Origin of the sequence: Streptomyces sp. NPDC051219 (genome assembly GCF_040682335.1) — a bacterium.
Lineage (GTDB): Bacteria > Actinomycetota > Actinomycetes > Streptomycetales > Streptomycetaceae > Streptomyces.
This window is the reverse complement of record NZ_JBFBAS010000006.1, coordinates 91,636-116,515: the sequence shown is the minus strand read 5'-3', so window position 1 is coordinate 116,515 and position 24,880 is coordinate 91,636. Positions and strand designations below refer to the sequence as shown.

General features: G+C 68.6%; 17 protein-coding genes and 2 pseudogenes. 4 read left to right on the top strand and 15 right to left on the bottom strand.

Going from position 1 to position 24,880, the window contains the following annotated elements:
* Nucleotides 1-47: 47 nt before the first annotated feature.
* Together moaA and AB0M62_RS10105 are read left to right on the top strand one after the other, a co-directional pair.
* Nucleotides 48-1,036 (top strand): annotated as a pseudogene (moaA, locus tag AB0M62_RS10110) (GTP 3',8-cyclase MoaA).
* 108 nt (nt 1,037-1,144) lie between these two features.
* Nucleotides 1,145-1,837, top strand: coding sequence for a GntR family transcriptional regulator (locus AB0M62_RS10105; RefSeq protein ID WP_366073660.1), 693 nt, complete (start codon nt 1,145-1,147; stop codon nt 1,835-1,837).
* Between the two features lie 417 nt (nt 1,838-2,254).
* Here AB0M62_RS10105 and AB0M62_RS10100 read toward each other — a convergent pair whose 3' ends face one another.
* From AB0M62_RS10100 to AB0M62_RS10085, 4 genes are read right to left on the bottom strand one after another with little or no spacing between them, the layout of a single operon-like run.
* Entirely contained in the window at nt 2,255-2,437 is a 183-nt protein-coding gene (locus tag AB0M62_RS10100; RefSeq protein ID WP_366073659.1) for a formate dehydrogenase subunit delta, read from the bottom strand.
* Nucleotides 2,438-2,468: 31 nt separating this feature from the next.
* Nucleotides 2,469-5,285 (bottom strand): formate dehydrogenase subunit alpha, encoded by a 2,817-nt coding sequence (fdhF, locus tag AB0M62_RS10095; protein WP_366073658.1) that lies wholly within the window; start codon nt 5,283-5,285, stop codon nt 2,469-2,471.
* Complete coding sequence (locus AB0M62_RS10090; protein WP_366073657.1) at nt 5,282-6,895, bottom strand: NADH-quinone oxidoreductase subunit NuoF; 1,614 nt, start codon at nt 6,893-6,895, stop codon at nt 5,282-5,284. The genes fdhF and AB0M62_RS10090 overlap by 4 nt, the downstream gene beginning before the upstream one ends.
* Complete coding sequence (locus tag AB0M62_RS10085) at nt 6,895-7,371, bottom strand: formate dehydrogenase subunit gamma (RefSeq protein WP_366073656.1); 477 nt, start codon at nt 7,369-7,371, stop codon at nt 6,895-6,897. Before AB0M62_RS10085 ends, AB0M62_RS10090 begins: the two co-directional genes overlap by 1 nt.
* A 433-nt stretch (nt 7,372-7,804) precedes the next feature.
* On the opposite strand from AB0M62_RS10085, the gene AB0M62_RS10080 reads away from it, so the two are divergent.
* Nucleotides 7,805-8,491, top strand: a complete 687-nt coding sequence (locus AB0M62_RS10080; protein WP_366073655.1) for a GntR family transcriptional regulator — start codon at nt 7,805-7,807, stop codon at nt 8,489-8,491.
* Between the two features lie 264 nt (nt 8,492-8,755).
* Here the strand turns inward: AB0M62_RS10080 and AB0M62_RS10075 are convergent, their stop codons facing one another.
* From AB0M62_RS10075 to frc, 5 genes and pseudogenes are all read right to left on the bottom strand, one after another.
* Nucleotides 8,756-9,556 carry an acyl-CoA dehydrogenase family protein gene (locus AB0M62_RS10075; RefSeq protein ID WP_366073654.1) on the bottom strand — a complete coding sequence of 267 codons (801 nt, stop codon included), beginning with the start codon at nt 9,554-9,556 and terminating at the stop codon, nt 8,756-8,758.
* Between the two features lie 436 nt (nt 9,557-9,992).
* Entirely contained in the window at nt 9,993-10,544 is a 552-nt protein-coding gene (locus AB0M62_RS10070) for a carbonic anhydrase (protein WP_366073653.1), read from the bottom strand.
* A 389-nt stretch (nt 10,545-10,933) separates the two neighbouring features.
* Nucleotides 10,934-12,319: an OFA family MFS transporter gene (locus AB0M62_RS10065; RefSeq protein WP_366073652.1), complete on the bottom strand. Its 1,386-nt coding sequence runs from the start codon at nt 12,317-12,319 to the stop codon at nt 10,934-10,936.
* Nucleotides 12,320-12,885: 566 nt separating this feature from the next.
* Nucleotides 12,886-15,178, bottom strand: a pseudogene (locus tag AB0M62_RS10060) (FdhF/YdeP family oxidoreductase).
* A gap of 441 nt (nt 15,179-15,619) precedes the next feature.
* Nucleotides 15,620-16,849, bottom strand: a complete 1,230-nt coding sequence (frc, locus tag AB0M62_RS10055; protein WP_366073651.1) for a formyl-CoA transferase — start codon at nt 16,847-16,849, stop codon at nt 15,620-15,622.
* A 691-nt stretch (nt 16,850-17,540) separates the two neighbouring features.
* Here frc and AB0M62_RS10050 point away from each other — a divergent pair.
* Nucleotides 17,541-18,149 (top strand): DJ-1/PfpI family protein, encoded by a 609-nt coding sequence (locus tag AB0M62_RS10050; protein WP_366073650.1) that lies wholly within the window; start codon nt 17,541-17,543, stop codon nt 18,147-18,149.
* Nucleotides 18,150-18,824: 675 nt separating this feature from the next.
* Here AB0M62_RS10050 and AB0M62_RS10045 read toward each other — a convergent pair.
* From AB0M62_RS10045 to AB0M62_RS10020, 6 genes are all read right to left on the bottom strand, one after another.
* Nucleotides 18,825-19,400: a hypothetical protein gene (locus tag AB0M62_RS10045; RefSeq protein WP_366073649.1), complete on the bottom strand. Its 576-nt coding sequence runs from the start codon at nt 19,398-19,400 to the stop codon at nt 18,825-18,827.
* Complete coding sequence (locus AB0M62_RS10040) at nt 19,400-20,551, bottom strand: ROK family glucokinase (RefSeq protein ID WP_366073648.1); 1,152 nt, start codon at nt 20,549-20,551, stop codon at nt 19,400-19,402. Before AB0M62_RS10040 ends, AB0M62_RS10045 begins: the two co-directional genes overlap by 1 nt.
* A gap of 256 nt (nt 20,552-20,807) precedes the next feature.
* A complete protein-coding gene (locus AB0M62_RS10035) occupies nt 20,808-21,680 on the bottom strand; it encodes an ATP-binding cassette domain-containing protein (protein ID WP_366073647.1) in 873 nt (290 codons plus the stop codon).
* Nucleotides 21,647-22,708, bottom strand: a complete 1,062-nt coding sequence (locus AB0M62_RS10030; RefSeq protein ID WP_366073646.1) for an ABC transporter permease — start codon at nt 22,706-22,708, stop codon at nt 21,647-21,649. Before AB0M62_RS10030 ends, AB0M62_RS10035 begins: the two co-directional genes overlap by 34 nt.
* Complete coding sequence (locus AB0M62_RS10025) at nt 22,705-23,712, bottom strand: sugar ABC transporter substrate-binding protein (protein WP_366073645.1); 1,008 nt, start codon at nt 23,710-23,712, stop codon at nt 22,705-22,707. The genes AB0M62_RS10030 and AB0M62_RS10025 overlap by 4 nt, the downstream gene beginning before the upstream one ends.
* 98 nt (nt 23,713-23,810) lie before the next feature.
* Nucleotides 23,811-24,824, bottom strand: a complete 1,014-nt coding sequence (locus AB0M62_RS10020) for a sugar ABC transporter substrate-binding protein (RefSeq protein WP_366073644.1) — start codon at nt 24,822-24,824, stop codon at nt 23,811-23,813.
* Nucleotides 24,825-24,880: the final 56 nt, after the last annotated feature.

The following is a 24,880-nucleotide window of genomic DNA, read 5'->3' as shown; positions in this document are numbered from 1 at the left end:
CCCCGCCCCACCACAACGCCGCCCCGTGGGAAAGGTGAAGTGTGTCCGTGTTGATCGATACCTTTGGTCGGATTGCCAGCGATCTGCGGGTTTCGCTGACCGACCGCTGCAATCTGCGGTGCACGTACTGCATGCCGGAAGAGGGCCTGCAGTGGCTGGCCAAGCCCGAGCTGCTCACCGATGACGAGATCGTGCGACTCGTCTCGATCGCGGTGACGGATCTGGGTGTCACCGAGGTGCGCTTCACCGGCGGTGAGCCGCTGCTCCGCCCGGGCCTGGTCGGTATCGTCGGGCGCTGCGCCGCCCTCGACCCGCGCCCCGAGCTCTCCCTGACCACCAACGGTGTCGGCCTGGCCCGCACCGCCGAGGCTCTGCGCACCGCAGGGCTGGACCGGGTCAACGTCTCCCTCGACACCCTGCGTCCCGAGGTATTCCGCACCCTCACCCGCCGCAACCGGCTCCAGGACGTCATCGACGGCCTGACCGCGGCCCACGAGGCCGGCCTCACACCGGTCAAGGTCAATTCGGTACTCATGCGCGGCATCAACGACGACGAGGCCGCCGACCTGCTCGGCTGGGCCCTTCGGCACGACTACGAGCTGCGCTTCATCGAGCAGATGCCCCTGGACGCCAACACGGCTGGCAGCGCAGCGACATGGTCACCGCCGCGGAGATCCTCGAGACACTCTCCGCACGCTTCAACCTCACCCCTGAGGTGTCCACCGTACGTGGCTCCGCGCCCGCCGAGCGCTGGCTCGTCGACGGCGGGCCCGCCCGGGTCGGGGTGATCGCCTCCGTCACCCGGCCGTTCTGCCGCGCCTGCGACCGCACCCGGCTCACCGCCGACGGCCAGATCCGCAACTGCCTGTTCACCCGCGAGGAATCCGACCTGCGCACGGCCCTCCGCTCCGGCGCACCTGATCAGGTCATCGCCGAACGGTGGCGCGCCGCGATGTGGGGCAAGAACGCCGGCTCCGGACTCGACGCCCCGTCATTCCTTCAGCCCAAACGCCCGATGTCCGCCATCGGCGGCTGACGCCCCGGTTCCCCCGTCGCCACGGGACCCACGACGCGATCGTAGATTTCATACAAAAATCTGTATCCTGGCATGCCATCACCCATCGCAGTCCAACAAAGGGGGCCCATGCGCGACATACCCACCGCGGCAGCCGACGTGCGGGTCAACCGGCCCGCCCCGCTGCGCCAGGCCGTCTACGAGGCCCTGATCGAACTGATCGTCAACGGCTCCCTCCACCCCGGCCAGCACCTGGTCGAGGCCGAGCTCGCCCAACACCTCGGAGTCAGCCGCCAGCCGGTACGCGAAGCCCTGCAGCGACTGCACACCGACGGTTGGGTCGACCTGCGCCCGGCCCAGGGCGCCTTCGTCCACTCCCCCACCGAGGAAGAGGCCACTCAACTCCTCAGCGTCCGCGCCGTACTGGAAACCCACTCCGCACGCGGCGCCGCGCTGCACGCCACCACGCAGGACGTGACCCGGCTGTGGGAGCTGCAGGATGCCGGGGTCGCGGCCCTGACAGCGGACGACGCACGAGGCATCGTCGAAGCCAACGCCGCCCTGCACGGCTTCATCACCCAACTGTCCCGCAACAAGATTCTCGCCGAGCTCATCCACCAGGTGGACCGACGGGTCCGCTGGTACTACATGCCCATCGCCCGACCCCGCGGCAAGGACGCCTGGAACGAGCACGCCACGCTCATCAACGCCATCGCCGAGGGCGACGCCGACCGCTCCGAGGAGCTGATGCGCCGTCACACCCAGAACACCACCGACTTCTACTGCCGCCAAATCGCCGCCGCAGCCGCCCTGCGTACGTGACTGCCGCTGCCACGACACGTCGTCCGGCCCGGGTGCGCCGGCATCCGGGCCGGACGGCGCGAGGGCCCCGGCGTGGCCGGGCTCGGTGGTGGGACGCCGTCCGCGCGGCTGGGGTCCAGGGGCAGCGTCCCGGACCGTGACAGCGCGCAGGCGGTGACCCGGTGGTCGGCCCCGAGCACGACAAGTCCTGCCGCGCGCAGGGGCGGAGTGAGGTGGCTGATCGGGCCGGTCACCGTGCCGGGCGCCCCGTTCCGGCGATTGCATACGGCATGGATCAGCGGAACTGCCCATGAGTACGCGAAAGTGCCTTCCAGGTCGGGCTGCAGAGGCTTCCGACAAGCCTCGTCAGCCCCACTCGGAAGGCACTTCCGCGTTGCCGCTCGTCATCCGGATCCGATCCCGGGCGCAACCCGCGGCTCAGCGCAGGAGCTTCACCGCCGCGACCACCAACGGGTCCAGCCCGTCCGCTCCGGCGTCGACGAGCGCGACCAGCCGGGTGCGCATGCGGGGGTCCCAGAACCTGCCGATGTGTCCCGCGACCGCCTCGGCGGCCTGCTCACCCGGCAGGTGTCCGAGGTTCGCGGCGATGTCGTTGGCCATCCTGCCTTCCGATGGCGCGCCGGCTGCCATCTCAGTCCACCACCGTGAGCAGGCCGTCCTCGGCGCGCTCACTGTCGTTCCGCTGGAGCGGGTGCGCGAGGCCGACCTGTACGGCTGTCACCTTGTACTCCGGGCAGTTGGTCGCCCAGTCGGAGTTCTCCGTGGTCACCACGTTGGCTCCGGTCACGGGGTGGTGGAACGTGGTGTACACGACCCCGGGCGGCATCCGGTCGGAGATCTCCGCACGCAGCGTCGTCTGCCCGACCCGGCTGGCCAGCGTCACCAGGTCGCCGTCCGTGATGCCACGGACCTCGGCGTCGTGCGGATGCAACTCCAGCACGTCCTCGGGGTGCCACGCGACGTTGGCGGTGCGGCGCGTCTGCGCCCCGACGTTGTACTGACTGAGGATCCGCCCCGTGGTCAGCACCAGCGGGAATCGCCGGGTGCTCCGCTCGTTCGTCGGCACGAAGGAGGTGACCACGAACTTGCCCTTGCCTCGGACGAATTCGTCCACATGCATGATCGGCGTTCCTTCCGGAGCCTGCTCGTTGCACGGCCACTGGACGCTGCCGAGCTTGTCCAGCACCTCGAAGGACACGCCGGTGAAGGTCGGCGTGACCGTGGCGATCTCGTCCATGATCCGGCTCGGGTGGTCGTAGGACATGGGGTAGCCCATGGCGGTGGCGATCTCGCTGACGATCTGCCACTCGTGCTTGCCCGTCTTCGGCTTCATCACCGCGCGCACCCGGTTGATCCTGCGTTCGGCGTTGGTGAACGTGCCGTCCTTCTCCAGGAAGGACGCACCGGGCAGGAAGACGTGCGCGAACTTGGCCGTCTCGTTGAGGAACAGATCCTGCACGACCACCAGTTCCATGGCCTCGAGCGCGGCGGTGACGTGCTTGAGGTTCGGGTCGGACTGGGCGATGTCCTCGCCGTGGACGAACAGACCACGGAAGGTGCCGTCGATCGCCGCGTCGAACATGTTCGGGATGCGCAGTCCGGGCTCGGCGAGAATCGTGCCGCCCCAGAGGTTCTCGAACACTTTGCGCACGGCGTCGTCCGAGACGTGCCGGTAGCCGGGCAGCTCGTGCGGGAACGAGCCCATGTCGCAGGATCCCTGAACGTTGTTCTGGCCGCGCAGCGGGTTCACACCGACGCCGTCACGGCCGATGTTGCCGCAGGCCATCGCGAGGTTGGCCATGCCCATGACCATGGTCGAGCCCTGGCTGTGCTCGGTGACACCGAGGCCGTAGTAGATGGCCCCGTTGGGTGCCTGCGCGTAGAGCCGGGCAGCGGCGCGCAGTTCATCGGCCGGCACGCCACTGATCAGCTCGGCCGCCTCCGGGCTGTTCTCCGGGCGGGAGATGAACTCCGCCCACTCGTCGAAGTCCTCGCACCGCTGGTTCACGAAGGACCTGTCGACCAGGCCTTCGGTGACCACCACATGCGCCATGGCATTGACCACGGCGACGTTGGTGCTCGGCTTGAGCTGGAGGTGGTGCTGGGCCTCGATGTGCGGCGAGCGCACCAGGTCGATGCGGCGCGGGTCGACCACGATGAGCTTGGCGCCCTCGCGCAGCCGGCGCTTCATCCGCGACGCGAACACCGGGTGCCCGTCCGTGGGATTCGCCCCGATCACCATGATCACATCGGCCTTCGCCACCGAACGGAAGTCCTGGGTGCCGGCCGACTCGCCGAAGGTCTGCTTGAGCCCGTATCCCGTCGGGGAGTGGCAGACCCGGGCGCACGTGTCCACGTTGTTGTTGCCGAAGGCCGCGCGCACCATCTTCTGGACGACGTAGACCTCTTCGTTCGTGCACCTGGACGAGGTGATGGCGCCGATCGAACCCGATCCGTACGTGTCCTGGAGCGCGCGCATCCTCGTGGCGACCGTGCCGATCGCCTCGTCCCACTCGACCTCGCGCCACGGATCGGTGATCTTGTCGCGAACCATGGGCTTGAGCACCCGGTCCGGGTGCGTCGCGTAGCCGAAGGCGAAGCGGCCCTTCACACAGGAGTGGCCCTCGTTCGCGCCACCGTCCTTGTAGGGCACCATCCGGACCAGCTCGTCGCCGCGCAGCTCGGCCTTGAACGAGCAGCCGACACCGCAGTACGCGCAGGTGGTGATCACTGAACGGGTCGGCATTCCGAGCTCGACCACCGAGCGCTCCTGGAGCGTCGACGTCGGGCAGGCCTGCACACATGCCCCGCAGGAGACGCACTCGGAGTCCATGAACGTCTCGCCGGCGCCCGCCGCGACCTTGGAGTCGAAGCCGCGCCCCTCGATGGTCAGCGCGAACGTGCCCTGCACCTCGCCGCAGGCCCGCACGCAGCGGGAGCAGGCGATGCACTTGGACGGGTCGAAGTCGAAGTACGGGTTGGACGTGTCCTTCTCGGCGTCGAGGTGGTTCTCGCCCTCGTAGCCGTACCGGACCTGCCGCAGCCCGACCACGCCGGCCATGTCCTGCAGTTCGCAGTCACCGTTGGCCGGGCAGGTGAGGCAGTCCAGCGGGTGGTCGGAGATGTAGAGCTCCATGACGCCCTGGCGGAGCTTCTCCACCTTCGGCGTCTGGGTGCTCACCCGCATCCCGTCCGCCACCGGCGTGGTGCAGGACGCCGGGGTGCCCCGCCGGCCGTCGATCTCCACCACGCACAGCCGACAGGACCCGAACGGCTCAAGGCTGTCGGTGGCGCACAGCTTGGGTATGTCGACCCCGGCCTGCGCGGCGGCACGCATCACCGACGTGCCCTCCGGGACGGTCACCGGCAGCCCGTCCACCTCCACCGAGACCGTCGCCGCGCCGGGCCGCTCCGGGGTGCCGAAGTCGGGTTCCTTGAGCAGTGTCATGCCGTGCCCTCCGTCCTCGCGCCGCTTGCCTGCTTGGGCTGGATCTCCTGGCCGGGCGTGCGAGCGAGGAAATCGTCGGGGAAATGCGCGATGGCGCTGCGTACGGGCATCGGCGTCAGCCCGCCCATCGCGCACAGCGAACCATCGGTCATCAGGTCGCACAGATCCTCGAGCAGCGCCAGATTCTCGTCCCGGTGCTCACCGGCCACGATCTTGTCGATCACCTCGACGCCGCGCACCGAACCGACCCGGCACGGTGTGCACTTGCCGCAGGACTCCTCGGCGCAGAACTCCATCGCGAACCGGGCCTGGGCGGCCATGTCGACGCTGTCGTCGAACACCACGAGGCCGCCGTGGCCGACCATGGCACCGGCCGCCGCGAAGGCTTCGTAGTCCATCGGCAGGTCGAACATCGACGTCGGCAGGTAGGCGCCGAGCGGACCGCCGACCTGCACCGTACGCACCGGGCGCCCGGAGAACGTCCCGCCGCCGTAGTCCTCGACCAGTTCGCGCAGAGTGACGCCGAACGCCGTCTCCACGATGCCGCCGCGTGCGATGTTGCCGCCGAGCTGGAACACCTGGGTGCCGCGCGACCTCTCGACGCCGAGTTCCTGGTACGCCTTGGCCCCGTTGGCGAGGACGGTGGGCACGGTGGCCAGCGTGAGGACGTTGTTCACCACGGTCGGTTTGCCGAACAGGCCCTCGATCGCCGGGATCGGCGGCTTTGCGCGGACCATTCCCCGCTTGCCCTCCAGGCTCTCCAGCATGGAGGTTTCCTCGCCGCAGATGTACGCGCCGGCGCCGACGCGGACGTGCAGGTCGAAGGTGAGCGCGGAGCCGAGGATGCCGGTACCCAGCCACCCCTGCTCGCGCGCGATGTCGATCGCCGCGCGCATCGTGGCCACCGCGTCGGGGTACTCCGAGCGGATGTAGATGTAGCCCTCGCTCGCACCGACCGCGTGTGCGGCGATCGTCATGCCCTCGATGAGCATGAACGGATCACCTTCCATGACCATTCGGTCGGCGAAGGTCCCGCTGTCGCCCTCGTCGGCGTTGCAGCAGACGAACTTGAGCTCGTCGATGCAATCGAGCACGGTCTTCCACTTGATGCCTGCCGGGAATCCCGCGCCACCACGCCCACGCAGGCCGGACTCGGTGACCTCGGTGACCACGTCCGCGGGTGCGAGCTGCAGCGCCGTACGCAGCCCGACCAGGCCACCGTGGAGCAGGTAGTCCTCCGTCGACAGCGGGTCGGTCACGCCGACCCTGGCGAAGGTGACCCGCTTCTGGCGTGCCAGCCAGGGCAGCTCGTCCACGACGCCGAGCCGCAGCGGATGGTCCGCCCCCTCGAGCATGCCCGCGGCCAGAAGGCCCTCCACGTCCGATGCGGCCACCGGTCCGTAGCCGACGCGGCCGTGCGGCGTCGCCACCTCGACCAGCGGCTCCAGCCACAGCATGCCGCGTGATCCGTTGCGCACCACGTCGATGTCGAACTTTCCGCCGGTGGCTGCGCGTTGCAGGGCGTCCGCGACCTCGTCCGCGCCGACGGACCTGGCCGCCGAGTCGCGCGGGACGTAGACCGTCACTGCGGAGTCCGAAGAGACCTTCATCACGAGACCGTCTCCTTGAGGATCGAGCCCAACCGGGCCGTGCCCACTCGTCCGTACAGCCGACCGTTCACCTCTACCGCCGGCCCGAGGGCGCAGTTGCCGAGGCAGAAGACCTGCTCGACGGTCACCGAGCCGTCCGCGGTCGTCTCGCCCAGGGAAAGTCCGGCCTCGCGGGCGTAGCCCACCAGGCTGTCGGCCCCCAGGGCCTGGCATGCCTCGGCGCGGCATATCCGCACCGTGGTGCGCCCGGCCGGTTCTCGGCGGAAGTCGTGGTAGAAGGTCACCACTCCGTGGACGTCCGCCCGTGAGAGGTTGAGTTCGTCGGCGAGCACCGGAATCGCCTCTTGTGGCACATGGCCCAACTCGGCCTGAATGGCGTGCAGTATCGGCAACAGCGAGCCGCGCTGGCCCCGGTGACCTGCCACAACCGTCCGGACCACGTCTTCGACCGTCACGTCGCTCCCGCTGGTGGTCATGATCGCTCCGCCTTCCGTCACGCGCGGGAGTACGAGCGCGAGAACCTCACAACGGTCCGACAAGATCGATTCACGCACATATAGACCCCTTCACCTCTTCTGCGGATGCACGGGGTTCGTGACCGACGAACAGAGCCGCTTCGCTTCCCATCGGTGCTGGCGATACATAGCGACCATACCGCATACAAGCTTCTGTATACAGAATCCCGTGACGACTTTTCGAGACCACAGCCGATGCATCCGATCGCCGACCGACCTCGTGGGCTGGCCAAGGCCATCACGGAGGCGGCGGGCCCTGATGCATACCTGCAGCTCACGCCATCTTGCATACGAAAACCTGTATGCTCGGGCCCGCGGCCGCCCTCGACCGTCCCGGCGGCCCCCACTGGCAGAGCCGCCGGCCCCACAGGCTCGGTGGCGGAACGGGAGAACCATGCGCGAGGCCCTGACGGCCGCGGCATCCCGCCGCGTCGCTCGCCCGGCGCCGCTGCGCCAGGCGGTGTACGACGCCCTGATCGAACTCATCATCAGCGGCTCCCTCCAACCCGGCCAGCACCTGGTCGAGGCGGAGCTCGCCCAGCACCTCGGAGTCAGCCGCCAGCCGGTACGCGAAGCCCTGCAGCGACTGCACACCGACGGCTGGGTCGACCTGCGCCCGGCCCAGGGCGCCTTCGTCCACTCCCCCACCGAGGAAGAGGCCGCTCAACTCCTCAGCGTCCGCGCCGTACTGGAAACCCACTCGGCCCAGCTCGCCGCGCAGAACGCGGAGCCCGAGGACGTCGAACACCTCTGGACGCTGCACCAGGAAGGTGTCGACGCGCTCGCCGGCGGCGACGCCGAACGCCTGGTCGCGGCCAACACCGCCCTGCATGCCTTCATCACCTCCGTAGCCGGCAATGCCGTGCTGGCCGACCTGATCTCGCAGGTGAGCAGGAAGGTGCGCTGGTACTACATGCCCATCGCGAAGCCTCGGAGCAAGGACGCCTGGAACGAGCACGCCCAGCTCATCGAGGCCATCGCCGAGGGCGACGCCGACCGTGCGAGCGAGATCATGCGCAAGCACACCGAACGCACCGGCGAGTACCGGAAGGCGATCGCCGCGGGGTCAGCCCGACGGTGATGTGTGGCGGCTTCGCCGCCGGGTCCGACTCAGGGACCGACCCACACCGGCCGGCCGGCCGTCCCGTACCCAGGCGGTCGACCGGACCCGCCGTCTGCAGGTCACCGACAACCGGCAGACCACTCGAGGAGACCTCGGTGAGGCCGCCCGGCATCCATAGGAGTATCCGAACGTGGCCACCGCGTACGGGCTGCCGGTCTTCCCGGCGGTGCCGACCCTTCGGCGTCAGTCGTCGAGTTGTCGCCCGCCACCCGCCGACCGGGTTCACGACAACGCGAGGGAATCGGCAGGGCGGCGAGCGGGCCCGGGGGAGGCGGCGGCCACCGAGGGATGGATGGCGGCGGTACCGACGGCGGCCTGCAGTTCGAGCAACCACGGCAGGACGGTGCGCAGCACCACGTCGAGCCCTCCGCCGTCCGGTCCGAGCATCGCGTCCGCGGGGACAAGGACCGGGTCGGCGAAGACAGTTGAGGTCGCGCTGCCGCACGGCCCTCCCCCGTCCGGCCGGGCCGGGACGAACAGGTCGGAGGCGTGTGCGGGGACCACCCAGAGAGTCAGCCCGTCCTGCACGGCGAGCGGCCCGGAGGACCAGACGTAGCTGTCGGCCTCGGCGGCCGCGGCCACCTCGTGTTTGCGCGCGCGCAGGGCGACCACGTCACCGGAGCGGGCGGCGGTGGAGCGGGGTTCCCGGGCCTGGGCGTGCACGCCCTGCTTGCCGGGGTCGCCTTCGGCCAGGGCGAGGCTGCTGAGGTGGCGTCCGGCGGCGATCTCGCCACGGAGCCAGCGGCTGCCGTACGCCTCGATGACGGCGACCGCCGCAAAGTGGGATTGGAGCACGGCCGCTGTGGCCGGACAGGCGCGGGCAACCTGTGCCACCACCTCGGCGGCGTCCGACAGGCCGAGCCCGCCGCCGCCGAGTTCTGCGGACACGGTGAGTCCGAGCAGCCCGGCGTGGCCGAGGGCCGTCACCGAGCCACGCGGAAACCTCCCCTCCCTGCCGGTCCGTTCGGCGGAGGGCGCGATGACGCCGGTCAGGACGTCGGAGAAAGCGTTGCGGTACGACACGGGGTGACCCCCTCAGGTGTGGTTTCTGGTCAGCTGCCAGGCGGCGGGCGGGCAGGGGGCACAGCCGGGGAAGTTGGCGTGGAGAAGAATTGCATACAGTATGCCGCGCCTCTCCCGGATGCGCCAGAGTGGGGCCGATTCCGATCCGGGTCGCCTACGGGAGGCGGGCGACGGACGCGAACGCCCGTGGCCCGCCCTGCCGGCACTGCCCCCCCCGAGGGCTACGCCGACCGTTCCGAGGAACTCGGTCGGCGCAGCGAGCACACCGGCCGACCGGGCCCGTCACCGTGCGCGTCGGCCTCCCGGTCGGGACCTGACCTACCGCATGCCTTGTCGACCAGGTAGCCGCCGCCGATCCGCGCGCACGCCTGTGGGGGGGTCAACAACCTGGCCGCACAGTCCCTCCACGCTCCCCGTGATCCCCTCGTGGGGTGGCTCAGGGGTGCGGGTGGATCTCCCGGAGCAGCCCCGTCGACACGTCGAAGACGAAGCCCCGGACGTCATCGGTGTGTGGCAGGAACGGCGAGGTGCGTACCCGCTGCATCGACTGCCGGATGTCCTGATCGACGTCGCGGAAGGCCTCCACAGCCCACGCCGGTCGCTGTCCGACCTCCATCTCCAGTTCGTGCCTGAAGTCCTCGGTCAGCTTCTCGAGACCGCAGCCGGTGTGGTGGATGAGTATGACGCTGCGCGTGCCCAGCGCGCGTTGGCTGATGGTGAGGGAGCGGATCGTGTCGTCGGTGACCACACCGCCGGCGTTGCGGATGGTATGGCAGTCGCCCAGCTCCAGTCCGAGCGCGGCGTGCAGGTCCAGGCGGGCGTCCATGCAGGCCACGACGGCTACCTGCAGGACCGGGCGGGCGCCCATGCCAGGGTCGATGAATCCGGCGGCGTATGCCCTGTTGGCCTCCACGAGGCGGTCGATGACCGTCTCACCGGCCAGGGCGCTGGTGGTGGACTGCGCAGAACGGCGTGTTGATGTCGACATGCTGGGCTACCTCTCTCCGGTCGCGTTCGAAAGGACCACTGATCGCCTCGGGAAGCCTGTGCAGGTGAGCGAGAGTCACGTCGCGGCAGTACCGCGAGCTCGGCGCCGTCGATCTCCTCGCCGCGGCCGTGCACCGCGTCCGGCGTCCCTGGTGCGACTGCGGGAACTACGGCACAGGCCGTCCGCGACACCCACCGCACGGTGGACATCGCGGACGGCGACCTCGGCTGCAAGCGCTTCATCGGCGTCGGAAGGCACAGCGTCGCCGTGGCCACCACTGGCTCGTGGAGCCCTGCGACGCGGTCAACCCCCAGGCCGGCCTCGCCCGCCACTCCAGCGAGCACCTGCGCTCGCTGCGGTGCCGCGCGGGGCCGAGCCGGGTCATGGGGTCACATGGCCTCCCCGATGATCTGCCGATCGGCTGGAACGCGTCCGGCCCGAGGCCGCTCTGGCGCCCGTAGGAACAGGGCGAGTACGGCGGACGCGAGTCCGATGGAGCCGGCCAGGACGAACGCTCCTTCGTAGTCCCAGACGGAGACGACGACCGCGCCCATGCCGGAGCCGACCAGACCGGAGATCAGCTTCGAGCTGTAGACCATGCCGTAGTTGCTGGCGTTGTTGTTCTCACCGAAGTAGTCCGCGGTCATGGCGGCGAACAGCGGGAAGATCGCGCCGCCGCCGAAGCCCGAGACCATCGAGCAGAACAGGAAGAACGGCATACTCCCCATGGAGCCCGAGATCAGCACGCCGAACTGGGCGGAGCCCAGCACGATGCACACGATGACGAGCGTGCTGCGCCGGCCGTAGCGGTCCGAGATCCAGCCGATCACGCCTCGGCCGGTCCCGTTGACGATCGCCTTGAGCGACATCGCGGTGGCCACGATCCCGCCCGCGAATCCCATGTCCTTGCCGAAGGGGACCTGGAAGGCGATGCCGAAAATGTTGATACCCGCCGTGCACAGCAGACAGAACCACATCATCCACAGCACCGGCGTACGGGCCGCCTCCCGCGGGGTGTACTGCTTCACCGCCGGAGGGTTCTTCTCCAACGCCCGCACGATCCGCGGGTCTTCGGACACCTTGAGCGGGTCGACGTGGGCGGGCCACCAGTTCTTCGGCGGGTCCTTGAAGAACCAGCCGGCGATCGCGACCGCCAGGCAGCAGATCACGCCGACGGAGACGAGCACGCCCTGGTAGTTGCTCAGGTCCATGTACGAGGCGAACAGGAACACGAACGGCACCGAGCCGTAGGCGAATCCGCCGTTGACGAGGCCCGTCTTGCCGCCCTTGCGCTCCGGGTACCACTTGCCGACCATGTTCACGCTGGTCGCGTACACGAGACCGGCGCCGATGCCGCTGAACATGCCGAAGCCGAGATACGCGACGAGCACGTGCGGGGCGTAGGCGAGCGACACGTAGCCGAGGAGCGTGCCCAGCGCGCCGAGCATCATGGCGTTCCGGGCCGGCAGCCGACCGCTCTCGCGCAGTTGTCCCGCGGGGAAGGCGACGGCCGCCTGGAAGAACACCCAGACGCCCATCAGCCAGAAGATGTGCCCGCTGTTCCACATATGGGCCGTGTGGAGCGTGTCCTCCGCCGAGGTGAAGGCATACTCCGACGAGCTGATGCCCATCATGCCGATCCATGGGAACAGCACCATGGTCCAGCGAGGCCGGCCCATGATGTCCCGGTCGGTCTCACCGATCCGGTAGTTCCGACCGTTTCGGTCCGTCACCTCCTTGTAGCGGACTGGCGGTTGGATATCGATTGTCGTCATTGTCGAATCCCCTGCGTCGAAGAACCCTGGCCAGCGCCCCCTGTCCGGTTCTCTTCGTCTCAGGACCCTCGGCGGCGACGGAAGTACGCGTCAGCCACGGCGCCGGTCACGGGACAAGCCGTTGCCACCACCGGACGCCATCGGGCGTGCTCCCCCACCGCAGGCCCTGCGGCCCCATCACGTCATCAGCGACTCCCCCTCTACGGGAAATGGGTTCGACGGCTCAATCCTGCAGCCGGAGCGCGTTTGTATACGATATGGAGTAGTCAGTATTCCAGATCAGCCGACATTCTGTGTACTGGATCACCTCGCTGTCTAGAGGTGTGCACGAGGGTTTCCTGGCGATTCGAGGAGTCGAGGGAGCTGACGCCACGCGCCTTGAAGACCTCGTCTGACGTGCGGAGGCCGTGGTGTTGACATGCGCCGCCGCCCGCCTCGGTCCGCCGGTCGGGACAGGGGGCACCCTGAGCCGGAAGGGCATGGCCCCGTGCACCGGCTGATGCAGCTGCCGTCGCCCCCGGCGCGACGCCGGGGGCGGCTGCGGTCCAGGTTTCTCGGGCGTCGGCTCAGACGCGGACGCCGGCAGGCTCCAGTCGGATCACGATGCCCTTGGAGGTGGGCGTGTTGCTGATGTCGGCCACGCTGTCCAACGGCACCAGGACATTGGTCTCCGGGTAGTACGCGGCAGCGGAGCCCGGTGTCGTCGGGTAGGCAACCAATCGGAAGTCCCGTGCGCGGCGCTCCACCCCGTCCCGCCACACACTCACCAGATCGACGTGGTCGCGGTCGGCGAGTCCGAGCGCATCGAGATCCACCGGGTTCACGAGCACGATCCGGCGGGCGTTGTGGATGCCCCGGTATCGGTCGTTCATCGCGTACGGGACGGTGTTCCACTGGTCGTGGGACCGCAGACTCTGCAGCACGAGATGCCCCTCGGGCGGGCGCAGCATCTCGAAGGCGTTGCAGGTGAAGACCGCCTTGCCACTCGAGGTGGGGAACGTCCCGTGATTGACCGGGTTCGGCAGCCGGAAGCCGCCCGGCTTGGCCACGCGCTCGTTGAAGTCCTCGAAACCCGGCACGACCCGGGAGATCCGGTCCCGGATCGTGCCGTAGTCCGCCTCGAACTCCTCCCACGGAAGGGGCGGTGTGTTGCCGAGGGTCCGGCGGGCCAGTCGGCAGATGATCGCCACCTCGCTGAGCAGCGTGCCGGAGGCCGGATCGAGACGGCCGCGGGACGCGTGAACCTCGCTCATCGAGTCCTCTACGGTGACGAACTGCTCTCCGCCGGCCTGGATGTCCTTGTCGCTGCGTCCCAGCGTGGGCAGGATCAGCGCCGTCTCACCGCAGACCGTGTGGGAGCGGTTCAGCTTGGTCGAGATATGAGCCGTCAGTCTGCAGCGCCGCATCGCCCGCTCGGTGATCTCGCTGTCGGGGGCGGCCCGCACGAAGTTGCCGGCGACACCGAGGAAGAACTTCGCCCGGCCGTCGCGCATGGCCCTGATGGAGTCCACCGAGTCCCAGCCGTGCCTGGTGGGCGGGGTGAAGGCGAACTCGCGCTCCAGCGCGTCCAGGAACTCCTGCGGCATCCGTTCCCAGATGCCCATGGTCCGGTCGCCCTGGACGTTGCTGTGGCCGCGCACCGGGCAGACGCCCGCCCTGGGCCTCCCGACGTTGCCCCGCAGCATGAGGAAGTTGACGACCTCGCGGATGGTGGGGACGCCGTGCTTCTGCTGGGTCAGGCCCATGGCCCAGCAGACGATGACGCTCTTGCTCCGCAGAACCCGCTCGTGGACCTGCTCGATCTGTTCGCGGGTCAGCCCGGTGGCGGTGAGAATGTCCTCCCAGGAGACCTTTCTGGCGTGCTCGGCGAATTCGGCGAACCCTGTCGGACGTCTCGATGAAGCCGTGGTCCAGCACCTTCCCTGGCCTGGCGTCCTCGGCCTCCAGCAGCAGCAGGTTCAACGCCTGGAAGAGCGCGAGATCGCCACCGGGACGGATCTGCAGGAACTGATCGGCGATGGGGGTGCCACGGCCGACCAGGCCGCGGGGCTTCTGAGGGTGCTTGAACCGGATCAGCCCGGCCTCGGGCAGCGGGTTCACAGCGACGACCTGGCCGCCGTTGCGCTTGGTCTCCTCCAGAGCGGAGAGCATCCGCGGATGGTTGGTGCCGGGGTTCTGGCCCACGACGAAGATCAGGTCTGCGTGGTGGATGTCGTCCAGGCTCACGCTGCCCTTGCCGATGCCGAGCGTCTCCTGCAGTGCGAAGCCGCTGGACTCATGGCACATGTTGCTGCAGTCGGGCAGGTTGTTGGTGCCGTAGGCCCGGGCGAAGAGCTGGAGGAGGAACGCGGCTTCGTTGCCCAGCCGACCCGAGGTGTAGAAGAGGGCTTCGTCCGGGGAGTCCAGCCTGGTCAGCTCCGCGGCGAGCAGGTCGAGCGCGTCGTCCCAGCCGATCGGTTCGTAGTGGCCCGAACCGGGCCGCTTGACCATGGGCTCGGTGAGCCGGCCCTGCTGATTGAGCCAGTAGTCGGACTTCCGGCCCAGCTCCGCGACCGAGTGCCTGCGGAAGAAGTCGGCGGTCACCCGGCGCGAGGTCGCCTCGTCGTTGACGTGCTTGGCGCCGTTCTCGCAGTACTCGTTCATGTGCCGATGGCCCGGTCCGGGCTCCGGCCAAGCGCAGCCAGGGCAGTCGAAGCCCTTGGTCTGGTTGACGTTCAGCAGTGTCAGCGCGGTCCGCCGGACCGAGGTCTGGCCCAGGGAGTACTGAATCGCATGCGTCACCCCAGGCAGTCCGGTCGCCCAGGTCTTGGGCGGGGTGACCTCCAGACGGTCGTCTGTCGGGTCTTCGATGGTGCTCAAGGTCTTGCCTGTGCCTTTCTGCTGTTCTCGCGCTCACGACGGCTCGGGTGCCGCAGCGAACGCCGGAACATCCGACGCCCGAAAGGACGATGGAGGCGGGCGGGGCCGGACGGTGCCAGGGGGCGCCTTGAATCACCGTCCGGCCCCGCACCCGTGGCGAGGACGACGGATCCGGTCCGTCGTCCGCGCGCACGATCTTGGGTGTGCGGGCGTGCGACATGGCGCACTGCGGCGGGGCGCGGACGCTGAGGCCGCTGCGCCACCTCAGCGCGGGTCAGTGCATGGCCCGGTGCGGGGAAGGATGCCGTCCCGGGCGCGGCCGGGTGGTGCCGGGGCGCTTGCCCTCGGGCGCACCGAGAGCCCGGCGATCATCCGCCCGTACGGAGTCGGGCTGCGCCGCGGTGTGTCACGGTCGGTCGACTCATGGTCCACGGTCATCGGTCAGATCACGCCCTGCGCCTTGAGCAGCGGCAACTCATCGTGGGAGATGCCGAGTTCGCCGAGGTAGATCTCTGCGTTGTGTTGGCCGAGCAGGGGGGACGGTTCGAAGGTGACGGGGGAGTCGGAGAGTTTCAGCGGGGATCCCACGGTGGTGTAGGTGCCGCGCTCGGGGTGGTCCACCTGGACGACCATGTCGTTCGCCTTGAGGCTCTCGTCCTCGATGATCTCCTTGGTGGAGAGGATCGGGCCGCAGGGGATGTTGTGGGCGTTGAGTTTCCCAAGCACGTCCCACTTGGGCAGGGTGCTGGTCCACTCCTCGATGAGCTGGAACATCTTGCCGAGTTTCGGCAGCCGTGCCTCCGGGGTGGCCCACTCCGGATCACTCGCCAGCTCGGGCCGGCCGATCAGCCGGGTGACCGGCTCCCAGCCGGCCGGCTGGACGATGACGTACACGTAGTCGTTCGGGCCGCCCGGCGCGCACTTGACCGCCCAGCCCGGCTGGCCGCCGCCGGACGCATTTCCGGAACGGGGGACTTCGTCGCCGAAGTCCTCGTTCGGGTATTCGGCCAGCGGGCCGTGCGCGAGCCGCTGCTGATCGCGCAGCTTGACCCGGCACAGGTTGAGCACGGCGTGCTGCATGGCCACATTGACCCGCTGCCCGCGCCCGGTGCTCACCCGCTGGAACAGCGCGGCGAGGATGCCCGCCACCACGTGCACCCCCGTGCCCGAATCACCGATCTGGGCACCCGTCGCCAGCGGCGGACCGTCCTCGAACCCCGTCGTGGACATCGACCCGCCCATCGCCTGAGCCACCACCTCGTACGCCTTGAAGTCGGTGTACGGGCCCTCACCGAATCCCTTGATGGAGGCATAGACGATCCGCGGATTGATCTCCCGGATGCACTCCCAGGAGAAACCCATCCGGTCCACCGCACCCGGACCGAAGTTCTCCACCATCACATCCGAGCGCCGGATCAGCTCGGTCAGCAGCTCCTTGCCACGCTCGGTCTTGGTGTTCAGGGTGATGCTCCGCTTGTTGCAGTTGAGCATCGTGAAGTAGAGCGAGTCGACGCCCGGGACATCACGCAACTGCCTGCGCGTGATGTCACCGCCCGGCGCCTCCAGCTTCACCACGTCCGCGCCGAGCCACGCGAGCAGCTGAGTCGCGGAAGGGCCCGACTGAACATGCGTCATGTCCAGCACACGGATGCCCTCAAGAGCCTTGCTCATGGCCGACGCCCCTCACTCGAACAAGATCAGATACATGAACCCGGGGGCGCAGCAGCCCTCACGCCCGACCGAATTCCATACTGTAGATTGCATACCGTAGGGGCCGCCCCTCATGGTTGCGACAGACGCAAGGGATGTCCAGGGGATGCGAGGAACTTTTCTCTTCACGCCGCGTGGAGGCCCCTGGGCCAGTTCCCCACCATGACCTCAAGGCGGCTACGACACGACAAAGCGTGTTGTGGTGCTTGCGTTGGCGGTACTCCAGCGGATCGGTCGGCCGTGACCATGCCCGCGGACCCCCTCGAAGCCACAGGCGCTGCGACCAGCCGCAGGAACGTCCGAAGCGGCCCCCTGGATGACCGGTGGTCATACGTCGAGGCCAGCGACATGACGTTGGAGGGCCTGACCGTGCCCCGGCAGCTGGGCTCATGTCATCACCGCATGGAAGGGCGGTGCGTCACCGGCCTTCCCGGCGGCCCAACGACGCTGCCCAGTCCAGGTCCTCGTCCGCGGCCTGAGCACGGTTGTGCTCTCGCTAAGCTGAGCATGGCCAGCCTTCGGCCGTCAGTCAGGGCTCGGTGCTCGAAACGCAGAGCGCTGGTAGGCAGGCCACCAGCCGCAGGTTGGCCCTCGCTCCAGAACGGCGCGCCAGGGAGACTGCGGAGGTGTTGCCGTACGTTAAGGAGTTGTGATGCAGGTAGCAGTGGTCACTTTCGACGGGTTCAACGAACTCGACAGCTTCATCGCTTCCGCGCTGATCAACCGATGCCGTAAGGAGGGCTTGGAAGCCTTCATCACGACACCGACGCCAGTGGTCACGTCGATGAACGGCGTCGAGGTGACAGGTCAGCGCCCGATGGAGTTCGTGATCGAAGCCGACGTCGTGCTGATCGGTAGCGGCGTGAAAGCGCGAGAAGTGGTCGACGACGACCAGCTGATCTCCAGGCTGCGGCTCGACCCTTCGCGACAGCTGATCGGTGCGCAGTGCTCCGGCGCGCTGGTGCTCGCCCGGCTGGGACTACTGAATGGCATGCCGGCCTGCACAGACAAGAAGACCCGGCCCTTCCTCGAAGCCTGCGACGTCACCGTGCTGGACACACCGTTCCACGCCGAGGGGAACATCGCTACGGCGGGCGGTTGCCTGGCGTCCCAGTACCTTGCCACGTGGGTGATCACCCGCATGCTCGGGGAGGACGCCGCGCGCGACATCCTCGACTACGTGGCTCCGGTCGGCGAAAACCAGGAGACCGTCGAGCGCGCCATGCGCGCCGTCCACACGGGCGAGGTTGCACTGCACTGACGCCCCGCGCTACCAGGGGCTCGCCGCTATACGAAACGAGCTCACAATCGGCCGGGCCGTGGCCGAGATCCGCGGGCTGCCGGCCGTGCGCGGGTTTGCTTCTTCGAAGCCCCCACCATGACGAACAGGATGGCCAGGACGACCTGAAGGACCCACAGGACGATGTTCCGGGCCTTCCCCCCCACCTTAGGCACACTGCACAGAACGAGGCATATTTTGAACTTTCATGTCACATAGGGCAGCGACACATGAAGGTTCAAGTGTGAGCCGACTCGTGAGCGTTCAAGTCAATTCCGGGTCTGTCCAGCCAAGGGTCTGTCAAACGAGCGGCTTCACGAGGGGGCGAGTTCAGTTATCTCGGGGCAGGCGGCGGTGAGTTCCCGCAGGAGCTCGGTGTCCTTGTCCCGCAGTTTGTCGGGGCGGGTGAGGAGAAGCTCTCACACGGACCTCACGGACTGTGCTGACTCCCCCGGACTATGAGGCCCTGACCTGGCATCAAGCTCCCGTCCTGGATCGGCCGGACGCCCCTGGACAGTCGCTATGACCTGTGCCATGTGGTGCCGAGCGAGGGGGCGAGGATCAGGACGGGCGCGTCCTCGGGGCCGTCGAACCGGTACTGAAGCGTCTTCGTCTCACTCACTCGCTCCAGGTTAGTGAGCACCCTGCAGGCCGGTGTCAGGGGGTCGCGGTGGAGACGAGGTACACCCGGGGCCCGAACAGGTCGCTGAAGTCGACGGTGATGTCCTGGCTGGGCCGCGGGTCCTTCTGCGTGTGGGTCGTGCCCCACCACCGATGCCCGGGGAGGAACTTCCAGCCGACGACGGCGGAGTCCCGCTCGCCGATCGTCACCCCCTCCTTGAGCGCGGCACGGCTGGAGCCCACGCCCTTCAGGAAGCTGTCCAGGCCGGAGTCGGTCGTCTTGAACTGGACGTAAAGCCTGCTGGTCTTCCAGTTGTTCGTCTCGTAGAAGGCGACGCCCCTGGCGGTGTGCGGGATCGGCACCTCGTAGACGCTGCGCTGGACCTTGGACGGCCAGCCGGGGGTCAGACCGGTGGCGGACGCCTTCCTGGCCTTGTTGCGGCCGCTGTCGCGGCTCTGGTCGGCGGAGATCAGCAGATAGCCGGCCGGGACACCGATCAGCAGCACGATGATGACCGCGGTCAGCCAGCGGCGCCCGATCATGTGCCGCCGGTCCTCCGGCGGCTTGCCGCCGTTCTCGTCCGCCGGCGACGACTGCCTGGGTACCGTCATTACTGCAATCCCTGGGTGGTGCGGGTCGTTCGGTTGGCCTGCGCGTAGCGCTCGTAACGCTCTACGCGGCGGCGATTGGCCCGCCGGAAGCGACGGGCCACCAGCCGGGCCAGGTCGGCCGCGCCGACCATACCCGCATCCGGGCCGAGCTGTGCCTTGGCAATGCGTGCCTCGGGACGGTAGCCACGGCCGGTGAGGTGTCGGCGGAAGGCGTCGCGGGCGGGCCCGATCAGCAGGTCGTCGGCGGCGCTGACGCCTCCGCCGATCACGAAGCAGGACGGGTCGAGGGCGGCGGCGAGGTTGGCGATGCCCACGCCGAGCCACTGGCCGATGTCCTGCAGCAGCTCGACGCACATGGCGTCGCCCTCGCGGGCCAGTTCGGTGATCAGCGGCCCGGTGATCTCCTGGATGTTTCCGCCGACCCGCTCGATGATGTTGTACGCGACCGGGGAATCGGCGGCGGCGAGCTCGCGGGCCTCCCGCACGAGGGCGTTTCCGGAGCTGTACTGCTCCCAGCAGCCGCGGTTGCCGCAGGGGCAGCGGTGGCCTCCGGGCACGACCTGCATGTGGCCGAATTCGCCGGCCACCCCGTACTTCCCCCGCTTGACCTGGCCGTCCTCGAGGATCGCGCCGCCGATGCCGGTACCCAGCGTGATCATGACCAGGTGGTCCTCGCCGCGACCGGCACCGAAGCGCCATTCCGCCCAGGCAGCGGTGTTTGCGTCGTTGTCGACCATGACCGGGACGGCGAGCCTCGCCGAGAGCGCGTCCCTGAGCGGCTCGTCCCGCCAGGCGAGGTGCGGGGCGAACAGGACCCGGGACCGGTCGGCGTCCACCCAGCCGGCCGCGCCGATGCCGACGGCGTGCACGTCGTGACGGTCGGAGAGGTCCAGGACCAGCTCGACGATGGTGTCCTCGACGACCTTGGGGCTCTTGGACTTGTCCGGCGTCTCGGTGCGGATCTTCTCAAGGATGACCCCGTCGGCGTCGACGACCCCGGCCATCACCTTCGTACCGCCGATGTCGATGCCCACGGTCGGGACACGGGGAGCGGTGAGCAGCGAGCGCCGCTCACGCGTCCCGACGGTCCGCAGGACGGTGGCCCGCGCGGCCTCGCGGTGCGCGAGTGCGAAATCCCGGTACGTACTCATGTTGCGTGCGGCCCTTCTGCGCGGATGCCCCGGCGGGAGCGGTGGCGGGGTGCTGTCCGGCCTGCTCGCACGAGTCGTGTCGTCCCTGGGGTCTCGGGGGCCGTTTCCGGCGGCGGGCGTCGCCCGCCGTGGCCGATTCTGCCATCTGCGGTGGGCGGGCGTCCGTCCTCCCGCTGCGCCGCGGCCGGCGTCGCCGGTGTCCGGCCGGCGGCCGGATCAGCGGGCGCCACGAGCCCGGCCGAGCGACCGGGGGCCTCTAGGCGGTCCGCTTCGGGTCCGGTCCGCCCCCGGTCGGGTGGCCGCCCAGGTGCGTCGGGACCGGGGCACGCTCCAGTTCGTGGCTGAGCTCCTCGAGCTCGGAGCCACCCGCCATCTGCCGGGTCAGCTCGTCCAGCGTGATGCCGTCCTTCCTGTGGCTGCCGGACATCGCGCCGCGCTTGAGCAGCACGAAGCGGTCCCCGACCAGATAAGCGTGGTGGGGGTTGTGCGTGATCAGCACCACTCCCAGCCCGGCGTCCCGGGCGGCGGCGACGTACTTCAGCACGACACCCGACTGCTTGACGCCGAGCGCAGCCGTCGGCTCGTCCAGCACCAGGACCTTGGCGCCGAAGTACACCGCGCGGGCGATCGCGACGCACTGGCGCTCGCCGCCGGACAGCGTGCCGATCGGCTGGTCGACGTCGCGCAGGTCGATGCCCATGCGCAGCAGTTCGGTACGGGTGGTCTCGCGCATCAGGCCGACGTCGAGGCGGCGCAGGGGGCCGGCCCCCCGGGTCGGCTCCGAGCCGAGGAAGAAGTTGCGCCAGACCGGCATGAGCGGGACGACCGCGAGGTCCTGGTAGACCGTCGCGATACCGCGGTCCAGTGCCTCGCGCGGCGAGGACAGGGTGGTTTCCGACCCGTCGATGAGGAACGAGCCGGCGTCGTGCTGGTGCAGCCCCGCGATGATCTTGATGAGCGTCGACTTGCCGGCGCCGTTGTCACCCAGCACACAGGTGATCTCGCCCGGGTGGACCTCGAGGGAGACGCCCTCCAAAGCCTTGATGTTGCCGTAGAACTTGCTGACGCCGTCGAGCTCGACGAGCGCGGTGCCGGTCATGTGGTCGCCTCCGCACGCTTGCGGACCCATGCGTTGAGCAGGGTGGCCAGAAGGAGCATCGCTCCGAGGAAGAACTTGAACCAGTCCGGGTTCCACTCGGCGTAGACGATGCCGTTGCTCGTCATGCCGAAGATGAACGCGCCCACGGCGGAGCCGATCGCCGACCCGTAGCCGCCGGTCATCAGGCATCCGCCGATCACGGCCGCGATGATGTAGAGGAACTCGTTGCCGACTCCTTCTCCCGACTGGACCACGTCGAAGGAGAAGAGGATGTGCTGGCCGGAGATCCAGGCGCACAGGGCCACGCCCATGTACAGCCCGATCTTGGTCTTGTCGACCGGCACGCCGACGGCGCGGGCCGCGTCCGCGCCGCCGCCGGAAGCGAAGATCCAGTTGCCGGCCCGGGTGCGCAGCAGGATCCAGGTGGCCAGGACGACCAGGCCGATCCACCACAGGACGGTCACCTTGAGCGTGACGTCGCCGATCGTCAGCCGGGAGGCGAAAAGGGCCTTCGCGGACTCGAAGCCCTCCATGTCACCGATGGACTTCGTGGACACGGTGCCGCTGATCAGCTTGGTGAAGCCGAGGTTGAGGCCGGTGAGCATCAGGAACGTACCGAGCGTGATGATGAAGCTCGGCAGTCTGGTACGGGTCAGCATGAAGCCGTTGAAGAAGCCGATGGCCAGGGTGACCACGAGCGAGACGAGCACCCCGACCCAGACGTTCGCCGTCATCTGGTAGCTGAACATCGAGGAGATCAGCGCCGAGCTGGTCACCATCACGCCGGCCGAGAGGTCGAACTCGCCGCCGATCATCAGCAGGGCGACGGGGACCGCCATGATGCCGATCGTCGATGCCGAGTACAGGACCGTCGACAGGCTGTTCGCCTGAAGGAACGTGTCCGCCACGACCGAGAAGAAGACGAAGACGGCGGCCGCGCCGACGACCGCGCCGAGTTCGGGCCGGCCGAGGAGCCTGCGCAGCAGGGAGGTCCGCACGAGGCGTTCATCGGTTCTGTCGGCCGGTGCCGGAGCGGGCGCTGGTGCGGTTGCTGTCATCGGGTCCCCCGAATCGTGTATTCCGCCAGCCCGGCGGCGTCCTTCCCGGTGATGATCTGGGGCCCGGTGAGGACCGGCCGGCCGCCGCCGAGCACATCGGCGTTGTACTTGTAGAGCCAGAGCAGGTCGACCGCCTCGTAGCCCTGGAGGTACGGCTGCTGGTCGACGGCGAATCCGAGCGTGCCGGACTGGAGGTCCTCGGCGACCTGCTCGTTGAGATCGAAGGTGTCGACCTCGGCCTTGCTGCCGGCCTGCTCCCTGGCGCGGACGGCGGTGGGCGCGAAGGGCGCGCCGAGGGTGACCACCGCGTCGATGGAGCGGTCCGTCTGGAGCTTGGCCTCCAGGGCCGCCTGTACGGAAGGCATGTTGGTGCCCTCGACGTAGAGGTTCTGCAGCTCGCCGTCGAAGGTCTTCTTCGCGCCCGCGCACCGCTGCTCGTGGCCGACGTTGCCCTGCTCGTGCAGGACGCAGACCGCCTTCTTCCTGCCGCGCCTGTTCAGTTCCGTACCGACGGCCTCGCCGGCGATGGTCTCGTCCTGCCCGATGTGGGTGAGCGCGCCGAATTGCTTCGACTGCCCGGATCCGGAGTTCACGGTGATCACCGGAATACCGGCCCGGACCGCCTTGGTCACGACGTCCTCCATGGCGTCGGGCTTGGCCAGACTGACGATCAGGCCGTCGACGTCCTGGTCGATCGCGGTCTGCACGAACTGGGCCTGCTGCTGGGCCTGGTCGTCGTGCGAGTAGAGGAACTTGATGTTGTCCTTGTCCGCGGCCTGCCGGGCGCCCTTCTGGACGATGTCCCAGAAGGTGTCGCCGTCGCCCGAGTGCGTGACCATCGCAAAGGTCCAGCGCGGGGTATCCACCGCGCGGCCCTGAGCGGCCTCCGCCGCCCGCTCCTCGGCGCGCTTGCCTCCCGTACTGCTGCATCCCGCCAGGGAAGCTCCGAGCACTGCTGCCAGCACGGCGCCGATGGCGCGCACCCCTGTCCGAACCGTTGCCACGAAGCCGCGCCCTTCTTGCTGTGCCACTCGTTGCGGCCGGGAAGTGATCTCGGTCGTCCCGGCCGCCCAAGTATCTGTCACAGCTGATTGCGGAGCGTTCATCGGGTGCCGTTGGCGGTGTATTTCTCCAGCGCGGGAACGTCCTTCTCGGTGATGATCGCGGGGCCGGTGAGCACCGGCTTGCCGCCGCCGAGGACGTTCGCGTTGGTCTTGTGGAGCCACAGTCCGTCCACCGCGAGGTAGCCCTGGAGGTAGGGCTGCTGGTCGACGGCGAAGCCGATCTGCTTCGCCTTCAGCTGCTTGACCACTTCCTCGTTGAGGTCGAAGGTGTTGATCTCCGCCTTGCTCCCGGCGCCTTCCTTGGCCTTGACCGAGGCGGCGGCGAAGGGGGCGCCGAGTGTGACGACCACGTCGATGTCCTTGCCCGACTGCAGCTTCGCCTCGATGGAGGACTGCGACGAGGGCATGTTGGTGCCCTCGACGTTGAGGTTCTCGACAGAACCGCGGAAGGTCTTCTTCACTCCCGCGCAGCGCTCCTCGAGCGAGACGTTGCCCTGCTCGTGGATGACGCAGACGGCCTTCTTCAGTCCGCGCTTGTTGAGTTCCTCGCCGACGGCCTCGCCGGCGATCATCTCCTCCTGGCCGATGTGGCTGAGTGCCCCGAGGGCCTTGGAGAACTGGGCTCCCGAGTTGATGGTGATCACGGGTATGCCGGCCGCGACCGCCTTCTTGACGGCGTCCCGCATCGCCTCCGGCTTGGCGAGGGTGACGATGATCCCGTCCACGTCGGCGTCGATGTACTGCTGCACCCGCTGCGCCTGTTCCTTGGCGTCCTTGTTGGCGGCGTAGAGGAATTCGACGTTGTCCTTGGCGGCCGCCTTCTTGGCGCCGCTCTGCACGATGTCCCAGAAGGTGTCGCCCTCGCCGGAGTGGGTGACCATCGCGATCTTGATCCGTGGGGTCCCGGGACCTTCGCCACCACCTCCGCTCTGCTCGGGCTTGTCCTCGGACTCCTTGCCGCCGGAGCCGCTGCAACCGGCCGCGGCCAGTGCGATCACTGCCGCGAGGACAGCTGCAGTACGGGCCCCGCGGGCCGTGCGCCTGCGCGCCATGGTGGTTCCGCCTTTCCTGCCGAGCCGCACCGGTGCGGCTGGAGGAGTTGTAACGG